Source organism: Kushneria indalinina DSM 14324 (assembly GCF_003385845.1).
In the GTDB taxonomy this organism is placed as follows: domain Bacteria; phylum Pseudomonadota; class Gammaproteobacteria; order Pseudomonadales; family Halomonadaceae; genus Kushneria; species Kushneria indalinina.
Map to the genome: position 1 here is coordinate 517,348 of NZ_QRDJ01000008.1, position 16,278 is coordinate 533,625.

12 protein-coding genes are annotated in these 16,278 nt (G+C 59.9%); 8 read left to right on the forward strand and 4 right to left on the reverse strand.

The genetic code is table 11. The features are described from left to right. The first annotated feature begins 61 nt into the window (after nt 1-61). The 3 genes from C8D72_RS13345 (at nt 62) to C8D72_RS13355 (ending at nt 4,800) form a co-directional block, all read left to right on the forward strand. Entirely contained in the window at nt 62-2,422 is a 2,361-nt protein-coding gene (locus tag C8D72_RS13345; protein ID WP_115854911.1) for a Tex family protein, read from the forward strand. A 180-nt stretch (nt 2,423-2,602) separates the two neighbouring features. Beyond that, complete coding sequence (gene gshA, locus C8D72_RS13350; RefSeq protein WP_115854912.1) at nt 2,603-4,240, forward strand: glutamate--cysteine ligase; 1,638 nt, start codon at nt 2,603-2,605, stop codon at nt 4,238-4,240. Between the two features lie 32 nt (nt 4,241-4,272). Further along, nucleotides 4,273-4,800: a disulfide bond formation protein B gene (locus C8D72_RS13355; protein WP_115854913.1), complete on the forward strand. Its 528-nt coding sequence runs from the start codon at nt 4,273-4,275 to the stop codon at nt 4,798-4,800. Nucleotides 4,801-4,902: 102 nt separating this feature from the next. On the opposite strand, the gene C8D72_RS13360 is transcribed toward C8D72_RS13355, so the two are convergent. Together C8D72_RS13360 and C8D72_RS13365 are read right to left on the reverse strand one after the other, a co-directional pair. Beyond that, on the reverse strand, nt 4,903-6,372 hold the full coding sequence (locus tag C8D72_RS13360; RefSeq protein ID WP_115854914.1) for an FAD-dependent oxidoreductase: 1,470 nt from the start codon (nt 6,370-6,372) through the stop codon (nt 4,903-4,905). A gap of 243 nt (nt 6,373-6,615) precedes the next feature. Next, on the reverse strand, nt 6,616-7,296 hold the full coding sequence (locus C8D72_RS13365) for a histidinol-phosphatase (protein ID WP_115854915.1): 681 nt from the start codon (nt 7,294-7,296) through the stop codon (nt 6,616-6,618). Nucleotides 7,297-7,467: 171 nt separating this feature from the next. Between C8D72_RS13365 and C8D72_RS13370 the strand changes: the two genes are divergently transcribed. From C8D72_RS13370 to C8D72_RS13380, 3 genes are all read left to right on the forward strand, one after another. Beyond that, nucleotides 7,468-7,968, forward strand: coding sequence for an RNA pyrophosphohydrolase (locus tag C8D72_RS13370; RefSeq protein ID WP_115854916.1), 501 nt, complete (start codon nt 7,468-7,470; stop codon nt 7,966-7,968). A gap of 79 nt (nt 7,969-8,047) precedes the next feature. Then, entirely contained in the window at nt 8,048-10,309 is a 2,262-nt protein-coding gene (ptsP, locus tag C8D72_RS13375) for a phosphoenolpyruvate--protein phosphotransferase (RefSeq protein ID WP_115854917.1), read from the forward strand. Nucleotides 10,310-10,536: 227 nt separating this feature from the next. Then, nucleotides 10,537-11,565, forward strand: coding sequence for an acyltransferase family protein (locus C8D72_RS13380; protein WP_115854918.1), 1,029 nt, complete (start codon nt 10,537-10,539; stop codon nt 11,563-11,565). 34 nt (nt 11,566-11,599) lie between these two features. Here C8D72_RS13380 and C8D72_RS13385 read toward each other — a convergent pair whose 3' ends face one another. Together C8D72_RS13385 and C8D72_RS13390 are read right to left on the reverse strand one after the other, a co-directional pair. Beyond that, entirely contained in the window at nt 11,600-12,946 is a 1,347-nt protein-coding gene (locus C8D72_RS13385; RefSeq protein WP_115854919.1) for a sigma-54-dependent transcriptional regulator, read from the reverse strand. Continuing rightward, on the reverse strand, nt 12,939-14,480 hold the full coding sequence (locus C8D72_RS13390) for a sensor histidine kinase (RefSeq protein WP_115854920.1): 1,542 nt from the start codon (nt 14,478-14,480) through the stop codon (nt 12,939-12,941). Before C8D72_RS13390 ends, C8D72_RS13385 begins: the two co-directional genes overlap by 8 nt. A gap of 176 nt (nt 14,481-14,656) precedes the next feature. Here C8D72_RS13390 and lgt point away from each other — a divergent pair, with 176 nt between their 5' ends. Continuing rightward, entirely contained in the window at nt 14,657-15,460 is an 804-nt protein-coding gene (gene lgt / locus C8D72_RS13395) for a prolipoprotein diacylglyceryl transferase (protein WP_115854921.1), read from the forward strand. 13 nt (nt 15,461-15,473) lie between these two features. After that, the gene (locus C8D72_RS13400) at nt 15,474-16,268 is read left to right on the forward strand and encodes a thymidylate synthase (RefSeq protein WP_115854922.1); all 795 of its coding nucleotides are present in this window, start codon (nt 15,474-15,476) and stop codon (nt 16,266-16,268) included. The last annotated feature ends 10 nt before the right edge of the window (nt 16,269-16,278 follow it).

Here is a 16,278-nt window from a genome sequence, read left to right on the forward strand (position 1 = left end):
TGTCCCGTCAACGCATGGTTTGTGATACCCTGGCGCCCTGTTTGGAAGGGAATGCGTTTTCATGACACAGATTTCTTCGATGGCAGCGCGGCTGGCGACCGAGCTTTCCGAGGCTGCCGGTGCGACTGCCGTTCGTCCTGCCCAGATCGAGGCTACCATCGCCCTGCTGGATGAAGGGGCCACCGTGCCGTTCATCTCTCGCTACCGCAAGGAAGCCACCGGCGGACTGGATGATAGCCAGCTGCGTCTGCTGGAAACTCGCCTGCGCTATCTGCGCGAGCTCGATGAGCGTCGTGAGACGGTGCTGGCATCGATCGAGGAGCAGGGCAAGCTCGACGATGCCCTGCGGGCCAGCATTCTGGCCGCCGATACCAAGCAGCGGCTGGAAGACCTTTATCTGCCCTATCGCAAGAAGCGCCGTACCAAGGCGCAGATTGCGCGCGAGGCGGGTCTCGAGCCGCTGGCCGACGCCCTTCTGAACGATCCCTCTCTGGTGCCTGAACAGCTGGCGGCCGATTATCTCAGTGAGGAACATGGCATTACCGATGCCCGTACTGCGCTGGATGGTGCCAGACAGATTCTGATGGAGCGTTTTGCCGAGTCGCCGGCACTGGTCGGTCGGCTGCGTGATCGCCTGTGGCAGGAGGCCGAGCTGGTTTCCACCATGCTTGCCGGTCAGGAGAGCAGTGGGGCCAAGTTTTCAGACTATTTTGATCATCGTGAAAGACTGTCGAAGGCGCCGTCACATCGGGCGCTGGCCATGTTCCGTGGCCGTCAGGAGGGCGTGCTGGGGCTGGCGCTCAAGCTGCCCGATGAAGATGAGGCGAGCGTGCATCCCTGTGAAGTCGAGATTGCACGGGAGTTTGGCATCAGCGATCACGCGCGTCCCGCCGACCGCTGGTTGAAGGAAGTGGTGCGCTGGACCTGGCGGGTCAAGCTCTATACGCATCTGGAAACCGAGTTGCTGGGCCAGCTGCGTGAGCAGGCAGAAGCTACAGCCATCAGCGTCTTTGCCGATAACCTGAAGGATTTGCTGCTGGCAGCGCCGGCCGGGGCCCGTGCCACGCTGGGTCTTGATCCGGGGCTCAGGACTGGGGTCAAGGTGGCGGTGGTGGATTCAACGGGGAAAGTGGTGGATCACACCGCCATTTACCCACATGCGCCGCGGAACCAGTGGGACGCTTCGCTGGTCACACTGACAGAGTTGTGCAGGAAACACGATGTCGGCCTGGTGGCCATCGGTAACGGCACCGCCAGTCGCGAAACCGACCGGCTGGCTGCCGATCTGCTGGATCGGCTCAAGGGCCAGGACATTGCCAGGGTCATGGTGAGTGAGGCTGGCGCCTCGGTCTATTCAGCCTCCGAGTTTGCCTCGCGTGAACTGCCGGAGCTTGATGTCACCATTCGTGGCGCCGTGTCGATTGCGCGCCGCCTGCAGGACCCGCTGGCCGAGCTGGTCAAGATCGATCCCAAATCCATCGGGGTGGGGCAGTACCAGCATGATGTTTCACAGCTGATGCTGGCGCGCTCGCTGGACGCCGTAGTGGAGGATTGCGTCAATGCCGTGGGGGTAGATCTCAATACGGCTTCTTCGGCGCTGCTGGCCCGTGTGTCCGGTCTCAATAGTACGCTTGCCGACAATATCGTGGCCTGGCGTGACAATCATGGTGCCTTTGATAATCGTCGCCAGATTCTCGAGGTGACGCGTCTGGGGCCCAAGACCTTTGAGCAGTGCGCGGGCTTTTTGCGCATCAATGGTGGCAGCAACCCGCTGGACGCCTCGGCGGTTCATCCCGAGGCCTATCCGCTGGCAGAGCGTATTGCTCAGGCCAGCCGCCGGAACCTGAAGACCCTGATCGGCGACAGCGATTTTCTGCGTAGTGTTCGCGCCGCAGAGTATGTCGATGAGCGCTTCGGGCTGCCGACGGTGAGCGATCTTTTAAAGGAGCTGCAAAAGCCGGGGCGCGACCCGCGGCCTGAATTTCGCGCTGCACAGTTTCAGGAAGGGGTCGAGAAGGTCAGCGACCTGACCGCCGGCATGGTGCTGGAAGGGGTGATCACCAACGTGACCCATTTTGGCGCCTTTGTGGATGTCGGCGTTCATCAGGATGGGCTGGTGCATATCTCGGCGCTGTCGCATCAGTTCGTGCAGGACCCGCGTACAGTGGTCAAGGCTGGTGACGTGGTTAAAGTCAAGGTGATGAGCGTGGATCAGGCGCGCCAGCGTATTGCGCTGTCCATGCGTCTTGATGACACCCCGGATGCCGAGCAGGACAGCCATGCCAGGGGAGCCGGGCGCCGCGATGGCGGCAGGTCCCAGGCACGCGGCAAGGAGAAGGCGCCTTCACAGGAGCCGGTCGGGGCGCTGGGCGCAGCGCTGCTCAAGGCAGGCGCGGGCAAGCCACGCGATCGAAAGCGTTGACATGATAAACTCGTTAGCATGCGCACTTTGGTGCTTGAAAGGGCCGAGTCGCGCTTCATAATGAGCACACTATTGGCAGATACCGGCGCCTGACTGATGTAGTGTCAGCGGGGGCTGGTCGACGAAAACAGTTCCGGAGCCCCGTCTCGGCAACAGGCCGACAGGCGCGCGATCAGCCCAATGCGCGCGGGCTCCCGCAAGAGAAGGTGTTCAACCTTGTCCGAGCAATTCACTCGCCGCATCGATGGATTGAGCGCACCGGCGCAGCAGGGCCTTTTTGGCCGCATTCGCCGGGGCATTGAAAAGGAAGGGCTGCGCGTGGATTCTCAGGGGCGCATCGTTTCAACGCCTCATCCGCATGCTCTGGGCTCGAAGCTGACCCACCCCTACATCACGACCGATTATTCAGAGTCGCTGCTGGAGTACATCACACCGGTCTTCTCCCGACCGTCGGATGCGCTCGCGTTTCTGGGCGATCTTCATCGCTACAGCTATCGCTATCTGGGTCAGGAGCTGATCTGGCCCTCCAGCATGCCCGCCGAACTCGATGGCAACGACAGCGTGCCGATTGCCGATTACGGCAACTCCAACGTGGGTACCATGAAGCGAGTCTATCGCAATGGGCTGGATATGCGTTACGGGCGTATCATGCAGTCGATCGCCGGTATCCATTACAACTTTTCATTGCCTGATGAGCTCTGGACGCATCTCCAGGAGATTGACGGTCAGCAGGCCGTCTCGGCCCAGGCGTTTCGGTCGCGGGCCTATTTCGATCTTATTCGAAACTTTCGCCGTAACAGCTGGGTACTGATGTACCTGTTCGGCGCCTCACCCGGCGTGGATCGCAGTTTCCTTGAGGGGCGCGATGCCGGGCTGCTTCCCCATGGTGAGCAAACGCTGCTCTCGGACACGGCCTCGACGCTTCGCATGAGTGATCTGGGCTACCAGAACAAGGTGCAGTCGCAGCTACGGATCTGTTTCAACACGCTTGAAAATTATATCGGTACCCTGCGCCATGCCATCGTTACTCCGTGGCCTGACTATGAGCGTGAGGGCGTTGAGAAGGAGGGCGAATGGCGCCAGCTCAATGCCAACATGCTGCAGATCGAAAACGAGTATTACAGCGATATTCGCCCCAAGCGTGTAGCGCGCCACGATGAGACGCCAACCCAGGCCATGGAATCGCGCGGTGTGGAATATATCGAAGTGCGCTGTCTGGATCTCAATCCGTTCACGCCGCTGGGTATCGATGAGCAGCAGATCCACTTTATCGACACGTTCCTGGTCTGGTGCCTGCTCTCGCCCAGCCCCTGGATCAGTGACGAGGAGTGCGATCGCCTTGATGACAACCGGGCACAGGTGGTGCGTAGCGGCCGAGATGCCTCGCTGATGCTCTCCTTCGCCAGTGGCGACCGCCCGCTGCATGAGTGCCTGGAAGAGATTTTTGAAGCCATGGTGCCCATTGCCGAGCTGATGGACAGCGCTGACGAGTCCGCTCCCCATCAAAGGGCACTGACCGAACTGCGTGAGAGGGTTCATCATCCCGAGAAGACACCGGCCGGGCGCATGCATCAGCAGATGCAGCAAAGCGGCAGCGATTTTGTGACCTGGTCATTGGCGCGTGCGCGTGAACATGCCCAGTGGTTTGCGAATACGGAAATGGATCCGGCGCGTCATACGCTGCTGGATCAGCTGGTGGACACCTCCCATCAGCAGCAGCAGGAAACGGAAGACAGCGACGACGTTGATTTCTCAACCTTTATGCAGCGTTATTTCGAACATGCGCGTCAATTGAAGGTCAATAATGGCGCCTCATAACGAAGTAACCACATAAACGGGTGGAGCAACGCATGTCGAAACTGTTGAACCGGTCAGCACGTCAATGGTGCCTTGCTGGCAGTGCCTTTTGTATTTTCATGCTGGCGTTCGCGCTGGTACTGCAGTATGGCTTCGGGCTTGAACCCTGTCCGCTATGCACCTTTCAGCGCGTTGCCGTGCTGGCGGCGCTGGTGCCCCTGATTATTGGTGCGCTGCACAATCCCCGGGGGTGGGGCGGCAGTGTCTATGGGGTGTTGGCGTTGATCGGTGCCGGAGCCGGTATCTTTCTGGCCGGTCGACATGTCTGGTTGCAGAGTCTTCCCGCCGACCAGGTCCCCAGCTGCGGGCCGGGGCTGGATTACATGATGGAAGTTCTGCCCCTGCAGAGCGTGATTGCCACGGTGCTGAGTGCTTCCGGCGAGTGCGCCGAGGTTGAAGGCAGCTTTCTGGGCATCTCCCTGCCCGGATGGACACTGGTGGGTTTTGTTGTCCTGGCCCTGATGACGCTCGCTCTGACGGTAGGCGCCATCAAGCGACAGCAGTTGAAAAGCGCGGCCTGAAAAAATTCTGGTTTGAAAAGACGCAGGCGATATCAACGCCTGCTGCTATAAAAAAGGCACCCCGAAGGGTGCCTTTTTTGTGGCGGTCGTCTGGCGGTCGGCTCAGGCCTCGGGGCCGACGCTTTTGCCCTCTTTTTCCTTTTCCTGCTCAGCATCGAGATCTTCACCATGGGATGACTGTTCGGGTGACATCTGCGGTGCTTCATCAAGGCCTCGAAGCTCGACTTCGCCCATCAGGAGATCTTTTTCGAAAGCCTCCTTGTCGATGTTGAAGCCCAGAAACTGCTGTGCCAGATACAGATCCTTTTCGGCATTGCCCAGGCAGCTGGTGCCACCGGGCGAGGGGGTCATGTTGAACACGATACCGGTACCGGGATCGATCTTGGCCTCACCCATGACCAGCTTTTTGGCCGTCTTGTCGATCAACTGGGGACGTACGCCACCAAAGCCCTTGGCAAACTCGACATCCTGGGGACGAAGGCTCGGCACGATGCTCTTGATGCTCTGATAGAAGAGCTTTTCACGCAGGACCGGCACTTCATACATGAAGTTCTTGAACACGTAGTTGCGAATGTCGCGCACCTTGAGCAGGTCCCAGAAGACCTTTGCCACGCTGCTGTCAAAGCGGAATACGCGCAGAAATTCCGTGAAGGTCTTGCTGTTGTAGCGCTCAAGCAGCGGCAGCATCAGCGCCGTCGGTCCGAAGCGGGTCTTGCCGTCGACCAGAACGTCCGGGTCGCCGTGAACGGCGGCAAAGGGCAGGTTCTCGTTCTGGATGGTGTAGACCTTGCCGTTGAGAACCTTGGGCGTGAAATAAAACGAACCGGCCATCGGGAGGCAGGACTTGTCCAGACCATAGCCCATCTGATGGGCAAACAGCAGAGAATGACCACCGGCTGCCACCACCACATAGCGGGCCTGCAGGGTACCCTTGTTGGGGGTAGTGACCTTGAAGAGATCGCCTTCCTTCTCGATCTTGTGCACCGGCGTCGAGAGGTGCAGATCGCAGGTCATGCCCTTTTTCTCGGCATCCTGACCGGCGTATTTAACGAACGCCTCTGACAGCGTGGTGTAATTAACGGCCGTATATTCGTTGGGCGAGCCCAGTGCCAGAATCTTCTCTGCCGGGTCACGTCCTTCCACGACCCTGGGTTCCTGGGCGGCGATATCATCGCGTTCCAGAAGGCGCATTTCCGGGAAGAGTTCACGAAAGGTGTCAAAGCGCTTGCGCAGGAAGTCGCACTGCTTGTCGCCGACACCAAGCACCATCTTGGGATAGCGATAGATGATGTTGTCGCGCTCTTCGGTGGAAAGCTTGGTACCGAAGTTGACCACCATGCCGGCAGTACGCTTGGTCGTGCGCGCCTTTTCCAGCGTGTAATTGGTTTCGATATCGCCACAGTGAATGGTCTGGCTGTTGTTGCGACCATGCGAGTTGACGATGGCAACCTTGTCATACTTCTCGACCAGCCCAATGGCGTTTAGATCGGTATACCGGGCCAGTTCATACAAAAGGGCAGTGCCTGATACGCCGCCACCCACGATAAGGACATCATACGTCGTTGCTGCCATGGCTTCTCACGCTCGGTTTGATGCGAGATTTGCGTCCTGTTCTATCAGCCCGACATGACACGGGGTCTTTACACACCGGAGGGTCATCGTCGCAGATGGGTGGATGACAAACAGGACACGCTGGGTCAAACGGCATTTCCATTGTCTGACCGGAGACCGGGTCTCGATCGGGAAGCCCCATGGGTTGCCCTGCCGGTTCAGCCAATGGTGTCAAAGTGACACACTCCGCGATGGATATGTCGATTATAGGGAATCACGCCGTTCGTCGCGATCCCGCAGGGTAATGATTTGCCAGCCGCGCTGTCTGGCAACGTCGGCCAGAATCGGATCCGGGTCGACGGCGACAGGATTGTCGACCCGCTCAAGCAGCGGCAGGTCATTTTGAGAGTCGCTGTAGAAAAAGGCGCCTTCAAGTGAGACGTCGTGCTCCTCAAGCCATTCTTCCAGACGAGTAATCTTGCCTTCGCGGAAACTGGGCGTCCCGGTGACGCGCCCGGTGTAGCGATTTTCTGCCATTTCAGGCTCCACGGCGATCAGGTGCTCGACGCCGAGTCTTTGCGCAATGGGCCCCGTGACGAAGCGGTTGGTGGCCGTAATGATCAGGAGCAGGTCGCCGCGGGCACGGTGCTTTCCCAGCAGTGCCTCTCCCTGGGGCAGGATAATGGGCTCGATACGGTCCATCATGAACCCTTGATGCAGCTCGTCAAGCTCCTGTCTGGTATGGCGGGTCAGCGGGTCGAGGGCAAAGGCCAGGTATTCATGGATATCCAGCGTGCCGGCATCGTAGGCGCGATGGAATCGATCATTTTCCCGGCGGAAATGTTCTCGGTCGACAATGCCCTGTTCGACCAGAAAATCGTTCCAGGCGTGATCGCTGTCGCCGCCAAGCAGCGTGTTGTCGAGATCGAATATGGCCAGCGTCAAGGGGGAAGCTCCCATCAAAGGCAAGGTGTCGATTGTCCTGGTTTCATTATTACAAAGATGACAACGCTTTAATATGCGCCACAACACGCGCCTGCCTTTGCGCCGCGTATTGATGCGCTTTCGCGCTTTGTGGAAGAATGCCTGTAATCTACTTTCAAAAGGTGGCAAGTCGTGATCGATCCCGACGGTTTCCGGCCCAACGTTGGCATCATTATTGCCAACTGCGGCGGCCAGGTGCTGTGGGCACGACGGGTAGGACAGAATGCATGGCAATTTCCACAGGGTGGGATCAAGGAAGATGAGACGCCTCATGACGCCTTGTATCGAGAACTGAAAGAGGAGATCGGCCTGCATCCCGATGACGTCGATATACTGGCCTGCACGCGTGGCTGGCTCAGATATCGATTGCCAAAGGGACTGATTCGCACCCATTCGCGCCCGCTTTGCATCGGCCAGAAGCAGAAGTGGTTCCTGCTGCGCATGCGATGTCAGGAATCAAGCATTAGTGTGGATACCACGCCCAAGCCCGAGTTTGACGGCTGGCGATGGGTCAGTTACTGGTATCCTCTGGGTCAGGTGGTGTCTTTCAAGCGTGACGTTTATCGGCGCGCCCTGCGAGAGCTGGCACCGCGTTTGCCGGGAGAGGATTCGGTGGATGCAGCCGGCCAATAGCGGCCATTGACATGTTCAGGCGCCTGCCATGCTCGGGCGCTCGCATATGGCAGATGTACAGGGATGAAAATATAACGCCATGCTCGAAATTCTTCGCCGCATTGTTCAGGAGGTTAACGGCGCCCGCAGTCTGGATGCGGCGTTGTCGATCATCGTGCGGCGCATACGCAAGGCAATGCAGACCGATGTCTGCTCGGTGTATCTGCGCGATGACGAGCGTGACTGCTTCATTTTGATGGATACCATCGGCCTGAATGCCTCGGCCATTGGTCAGGTCACCCTGAAGCCCGGTGAGGGTCTGGTAGGGCTTGTCGGTCAGCGCGAAGAGCCTCTCAATATCGAGGAGGCCCCGTCACACTCCCATTTTCGCTACTTCGCCGAAACCGGCGAGGAGCGCTACTCCAGCTTTCTTGGCGTTCCCATCATTCATCAGCGCCGCGTGCTGGGCGTGCTGGTCGTACAGCAGCGTGAAAAACGCCAGTTCGGTGAGGGTGAAGAAGCCTTTCTGATCACCATGGCCGCCCAGCTGGCCGGTGTACTGGTGCATGCCCTGTCGACCGGAGCGCTGGCGCGGCTGAGTGACCCCAGCACCCAGGCACTGCTTAACGGCATTGCCGCCGCCCCCGGCATGGCCATCGGTGAGGCCTTTGTGGTGGTGCCTTCGGCCAACCTCGAGGCGGTCCCCGAGCGCGTGCCCGAGGATATCGACGCCGAGATCACGCGCCTGCGCGAGGCCATCGACTGCGTGCGTCACGATATCCGGCAGGCGGCCGAGCGGCTGGCCAGTCGTATCTCGGCGCAGGAGCAGGCGCTGTTTGACGTCTATCAGCAGATGCTGGGGGACGCCGCGCTGGGTAACGAGGTCGAAAAGCGCATTCGTGACGGGCAGTGGGCGCCCTATGCGCTCTCACGGGTTGTGCAGCGTCACGTCAACTACCTCGAGCGGGTGGACGACAACTATCTGCGCGAGCGTGCCGCGGACATTCGCGATCTGGGACGTCGTGTTCTGGCACACCTGCAAAAGGACAGCAGCGCCCGCCAGCCGGTCTATCCGGATCACACCATTCTGGTCGGTGATGAAATCAGCGCCGCGCAGCTCGGTGAAATCCCGCGTGAAAAACTGGCAGGTCTGGTCGCGCTGCGTGGCTCGAGCACATCCCATGTGGCGATACTGGCACGGGCCATGGGCATTCCGGCCGTGATGGGCATGAATGATCTGCCCATCTCGCGGCTGGCCGGCACGCCCATGATCGTGGATGGCTACCGTGGACGCCTGATCCTGCGCCCGCAGCCGGATCTTATGGTGCGCTACGAAAGCATGATCGAGGAGGAGAAAGCGCTTACCTCGATGCTTGAGAGCGAGCAGTCCCTGCCCAGCGAAACCAGTGACGGGTTTCGTATCCGGTTAATGATCAATACCGGGCTGGCCGTGGAGATGAGTGGCTCGCCTGCTGCGCGAATCGATGGCGTAGGGCTTTATCGCACCGAAGTGCCCTTCATGATGCACCAGCGCTTTCCCAGCGAGAAAGAGCAGACGCGGATCTATCGCGAGCAGCTCCAGGGGTTTGCACCGCTGCCGGTGGTCATGCGCACGCTCGATATCGGCGGTGACAAGTCATTGCCCTATTTTCCCATTGAGGAAGAAAACCCCTTTCTGGGCTGGCGCGGCATCCGGGTGACGCTGGATCACCCTGAAGTACTGATGGTGCAACTGCGCGCCATGCTCAAGGCTGCCGAGGGGCTGGATAATCTTCGTATCCTGCTGCCGATGGTCACCAGCGTCGAGGAGGTGGATACGGTCTGTCGCCTGCTGGATCGTGCCATTCTGGAACTGCGTGACGACGGTGTCCGGGTGGAGCGCCCACTGCTGGGCGTGATGCTGGAAGTGCCCGCCGTGATCTATCAGCTGGAGGCGCTTGCCTCACGCGTTGATTTCTTCTCGGTGGGCAGCAACGATCTGATCCAGTATCTGCTGGCGGTAGACCGCAACAATGCGCGTGTCTCGGGTCTTTATGATGCCTGCCAGCCGGCAGTGCTCAGGGCGCTGGATCAGATCGCACGCGAAAGCCGCCGCCTGAACGTGTCTGCCTCGGTGTGTGGCGAGCTGGCCGGTGATCCGATCGGCGCCCTGCTGTTGATCGGCATGGGCTATCGGGTGCTGTCGATGAACGCCCCCAATCTCTCGCGGGTGCGTGCCGCGATACGTCGTGTGTCGCTGGAAGGGGCGCAGAATCTGGTCAGCGATGTGCTGGCGCTGCATTCGCTGACCGAGACACGAGAGCTGGTCTATCAACGCATGCAGGAGTGGGAACTGGCCCATCTACTGCCTCCGCGGGACTGAGAACTCCTGCGAGGTGAGTCGCCTTGACGCTTCGGAACGTGTGTCATGACGGCCCATGTGTCGTCATGACACATGGGCCGCAAGTTTTTTCAGCGACATCTTCACCATTGCCTTGCGGAAAATTCGTTAAAAAACAGAAGGCTGGGGTTTTATCGCCGTAATGCGCCATGTTGGCATGAACGTTGCTCCTGTCGGGGGCAATGACGTCAACGCAATAGTGGCTGCCCATGGCTAAAAAACTCGAATGGATCAACATTCTCAAAGGGCTCGGCATCATGATGGTGGTCTATGCCCACATGACGTCCGGGTTCTGGCGGAACTTCCTCTTTTTGTTTCACATGCCGCTTTTTTTCATTATTGCCGGCTATCTCTTCAGACCCAATGCCGATCTCAAGGCCTACCTCGGGCGTAAAAGCCTGCACCTGCTGGTGCCGTATGGGTTTTTCATGGCCCTTTTGTACGCGCCGACACTTCATCAGGCGCTGGGCGATGACCAGAGTCTCTCCGGTGCATTGCTTGATATGACGCTGGGGGGGCGCGCCCTGATCTCGGGGCTGGCAGCCTTCTGGTTCGTCACCTGCTTCTGGGCCACACAGCAGCTGGTCAATGTGCTGCTGACACGCCTGTCAGTGCGTACTACGGGGGGCATCATGGTGATGATGCTCGGGCTTGCCGCGGTGAACCAGTGGTTTTTCAGAGAGCTCTGGTTGATTGGCAATCTCAACGTGGTCCTGATGGCCGCGCCCTGTTTTTATCTGGGCTATCTGGTGGCGCACTATCAACTCGAGATCGAAAAGCCGCGTGTGCTGCTGCCGGCGATCCTGGTCGGGCTGTTCTCCATGTGGATGGTGCAGAAATACCCGGGCTTCAAGATGGACATGAAGTATGCCGACTACGGCATGCCGGTATTGAGTCTTCTGGCTGCGTTTGCCATAACGCTTGTCATGATGGCGCTTTCTCGCCAGCTGGCGCGGGTGCCGGTTGTCTCTAAAGCAGTGGGTCTGGTGGGTGACGCCTCCATGGTGATCATGTTTTTGCACATGAGTATCCAGGTCACGCTCGATCATCATGGCATGGTAGAAGCACTGGCCCCGCGCTGGCTGTTGATGATGGGGCTGCCGGTCCTGTTGTATCTGCTGATACGTCAAAACGCCTGGTCACGGTTGCTGTGTCTGGGCGACCCCACTGTGCTGTCCGAACGCCGCGCGCGCCGGGATGCGCGGCGTCAAAAAGGGTATGCGCTGGCCTCCAGCTAGTACCGGGGGGACGCGGCCTGGTTGGAGTGATTGCTCAGGGCGAGTTCCGCTCCTCGAGGCGGCGATAAAGCGTCTTGCGGCCGATACCCAGAATATCGGCGGCGCGACGCTTGTTGCCGTCAACGGCATCCAGCACACGCTGAATATAGCGCTGCTCCATCTGCTCAAGGCTGAGCCACTCCTGTGTCCGGGCATCAAGCGTGTCGCTGGCGGTGGCCGCACATCGAAAGCGCTCGGGAAAGTCATCGGGTTCCAGTACGTCAGTCCGGGCAAGCGTGACGGCCCGCAGCATGGCGTTGTCCAGCTCCCTGACATTGCCGGGAAAGGAGTAGGCCCACAGCAGTGACAGCGCTGAAGGGGACAGGGTCATGTTACTGCGTCCCTGTTCCCGGCTGTAACGCTCGATGAAATGCGCCGCCAGCAGGGCAATGTCGGCGGGGCGGTCGCGCAGAGGGGGCAGGGTCAGGCTGAAGGTTTCCAGCCGATAAAACAGGTCCTCGCGAAAAAGGCCTGCCTCAATGAGCTCGCCAAGAGGGCGGTTGGTCGCCGCCACGATGCGAATGTCCACCTGCTGTTCCTCTTCACTGCCCACGGGCCTGATGCGGTGTGTCTGCAGCACGCGCAGCAGCTTGGCCTGCAGGGCGAGCGGCATGTCGCCGATCTCATCGAGAAAGAGTGTGCCGCCATGGGCCTGCTGGAACAGGCCGCGACGGTTTGAAATGGCGCCCGTAAAGGCGCCTTTTACGTGACCGAAACACTCGCTTTCCAGCACGTCAGGGGCAATGCTGGCACAGTTGACGGCAATAAAGGGGCCTTCCCGGCGGGGGCCTTCCCGATGCAGGGCGTGTGCCAGAAGCTCCTTGCCGGTGCCGCTCTCTCCCTGAATCAGCACGGCGGCCTGCTGCGTGGCAAGTCGTCGCGCCTGATCAAAAAGCTGTGCCATGGCCGGGGTGCCGCTTGAAAGGGCGTCCAGATGAAAGGTCTCGCGCGTTCCACCTGCCTGCTGACGCGTCCTGAGCACGCGCCGTTGGGTCAGACGCTCAACGCTGGCGCGCACCTGATCAAGGTCCAGCGGCTTGGTCAGGAAGTCGTCCGCGCCGCGCTGCAGGGCATCCACGGCCTGTTCGATGCTGCCAAAGGCCGTAATGATGATGATGGCCGGGCGGTCGGGCTGCTGCCTTAGCGATTCCAGCAGCGTCATGCCATCCATGCCAGGCAGGCGAATATCGCTGATGATGACGTCAATGGCACTGTCATACAGGGCCAGTGCCTGCTCGGCGCTGTCGACGCCGGTGACGATATGGCCGGCTTCCTCGAGCTCTTCGGTTAAAAGCTCAAGAATGGCCGCGTCGTCTTCAATGATCAGAATACGATCAGTCATGGTCGGGATTCCGTGGCATGGCCTCTTCTCCGTTTCCCGGGAATGTCTCTCCCTCGCTGTCAGGCGTTGTATCGGCGTTCGCGGTGGCTTCAGGAGGCAGCAGCGTCTCGGGGGGCAGGGTGATCACAAAGGCGGCGCCGCCGAGGGCGCTCTCTTCCAGCGTGATATGCCCGCCGTGGTCCTCGACCACACGGTGGACAATGGTCAGTCCCAGCCCGCTACCCTTGCCGGCGCCTCGGGTGGTGTAGAAGGGGTCAAAGATCTGACCGCGGTGGTCAGCATTGATGCCGGGCCCGTCGTCCTCGATGCGCAGGGTCACACCTTTCGCCGAGTAATCCGCTGAAAGGGTGACCTGCTGGCTGCCGGCCTGGAAGGCATTCTTGACCAGATTGTCGAGCAGCTGCTGAAAGCGCTGTCGATCCACGGTGATCACGTCCTGTATCGGCAGGTGGGTCACCAGCCGGGGATGCGTTGGTTCAAAATGCAGCGCGTCGCGTGCCAGACGCTCCGCTTCGATGATCATGTGCCCCAGCGAGTGCTGTCCTGGATGCAGCGTATGACGCCGGCCCATATCCAGCAGCTGGCGGACGGTATCCTCCATGCGCCGGGTTTCGTGACGAATTCTTGTCAGGCGCTGGCGGGCATCATCGGGCAGGTCATCGCGGCGCTGCAAACGCTGTACCTGTCCATCAATAACCGTCAGCGGCGAGCCGAGTTCGTGGGCAACGCCTGCCGCCAGTACGCCAATTTCGGCCAGCCGTCGGGATTTTTTCAGGCTGCGCTCCAGTGCGAGCTGCTGCTGTTGCTGCTCGCGAACCTCCTGTTCCTTGTGGGCCACGGCATCGAGCATGGCATTGAAGGCCTCGCCGAGTTCGCGAAATTCCCGGGCGCCACCGGGCGTCATGCGGTGCAGGCGATTGCCGCCCTGTACGGCCTTCATGCTGCGATAGAGCCGGTTGACCGGGCGGTCCACATAGCGCCGAAAGCCCCACCACACCATCAGTACCACGAGCACCCCGACCAGTGCGGCCAGCAGCAGTGCCACGGTGGTCATCAGACTCATGTAGCGCTCGATGCCGGTGGCCAGCCGGTTGATCTGTAAAACGCCCAGCACCGCACCCTGTGCATCCGTCATCGGCAGCAGATAGGTATAAAAGTTCTGCCCGCCCTGTTGCGAGTAGCCTCCGGCCTCCCGGGCCGTGCTGATCGCCTTTTGCAACAGCGCGTCGTCCTGCAGCCCCCCGGCCAGGCCGACGCCGGCCATCTGCTGGCCTGACGGCGACAGGATAAAGGCGCCATAGAGCCGCGAGAGGGAAAAGGTGGTGCTCAACCCTTCCTGCAGGGCCTGGGCATCCTGATGAGCCAGTGCCTGTGTCAGGGGCAAGCGTATGCCATGGGCAATGAGGCGGACCTCTTCCTGCTGACGCTGCTGCATGTTGTCTTCCAGCACCCAGAGCGCCACGGCGCTGAAACCCACCAGGGTTAACAGCAGGGGGCAGATAATGGTCAGCAGTATGGTCGTGCGCAGTCTCATGGCGGCCTTGTTCCGTGATCATGGGCTACCTTAACGCGACGCGCGAAAGCACACGAGCACTGCTGCAAAGGCGCGAGGTCCGATGGCTTCATGCTAGACTCGCCGCTGTCATTGGCATCGCCCGGCAAGGGGAGATGTGATCGGGTCTGATAGGGCTCTTCTGCAGGGAAGGTTGCATGTTTCATCATCCGCAGTTTGATCCGGTAGCGGTCTCGCTTGGGCCGCTGGCCATCCACTGGTATGGCCTGATGTATGTTGTGGGGTTTGTCGGCGCCTGGTGGCTGTCCCGCGTGCGCGCTGACCGCCTTGGGCTGACGAAGGATCAGGTCGGCGACATCATCTTTTATGGCGCGCTTGGCGTCGTGCTGGGTGGGCGTATCGGCTACGCGCTTTTTTACGGCTGGGAGCAGGTGCTGGCCAACCCGCTGTGGATTTTCAAGGTCTGGGAAGGCGGCATGAGCTTTCACGGTGGCCTGATCGGCGTGCTTATCGCCTCACTGCTCTATGCGCGGCGCCACCGGTTGACCTTTTTTCAGCTTACCGACTTTATCGCGCCCATGGTGCCCATCGGGCTCGGGGCCGGTCGGCTGGGCAACTTCATCAATCAGGAACTGCCCGGACGCGTGACGGATGTGGCCTGGGGCATGGTGTATCCCCTCTATGGTCCCGAAACGCGCCACCCTTCCGAGCTTTATGAGTTTGCCCTTGAGGGCGTGGTGCTCTTTGTCATTCTCTGGACGGTCTCGCTCAAGCCGCGTCGGCGTGGCCTGGTCTCGGGGCTGTTTCTGATCTGCTACGGCGCCTTTCGCTTTTTCATCGAATTCTTTCGTCGTCCGGACCCGCAGCTTGGCTTTATCGCCTTTGACTGGCTGACCATGGGGCAGCTTCTGTGCATTCCCATGCTGCTTTTAGGGGCGGTGCTGGTGGTCTGGTCGCGTCGCCAAAACGTTGACGACGCGCGTTCTTCTTCACAGGTATAAACGGTTCAAGTACATGCAGCCCTATCTCGAACTCATGCAGCAGGTGCTCGATCATGGCGTGGAAAAACATGATCGTACGGGCGTGGGGACGCGCGCCATCTTTGGCCATCAAATGCGTTTTGATCTCTCACAGGGCTTTCCGCTGCTGACCACCAAAAAGCTGCATCTGCGCTCGATCATTCACGAGCTTCTCTGGTTCTTGAGCGGCGATACCAATATTGGTTATCTCAAGGACCACGGCGTGTCCATCTGGGATTCCTGGGCAGACGAAGAGGGCGAGCTGGGCCCTGTCTACGGGTATCAGTGGCGCAGCTGGCCGGCACCGGGTGGCGGCCAGGTCGATCAGATCAGCCGGGTCATCGAGCAGATCAGGACCAACCCGGATTCCCGGCGCCTGATCGTCTCGGCCTGGAACCCGGCACTGGTCGATGAGATGGCGTTGCCGCCCTGTCATGCCCTTTTTCAGTTTTTTGTCGCTGACGGGAAGCTCTCCTGCCAGCTCTATCAGCGCAGTGGCGATATCTTTCTGGGCGTGCCCTTCAACATTGCAAGCTATGCGCTGTTGACCCATATGGTGGCGCAGGTCTGTGGTCTGGCCCCGGGAGAATTCATCCATACGCTGGGCGATGCGCATCTCTACAGCAATCATCTGGAGCAGGCGCGTCTTCAGTTAACGCGTACACCGAGGCAAAGACCGACGCTCAGGCTCAATCCTGAGGTGATGGATATTTTCGCCTTCCGCTTTGAAGACATCGCCATCGACGACTATGACCCTCACCCGCATATTCGTGCCAGCGTGGCCGTGTAATGCGACCGGA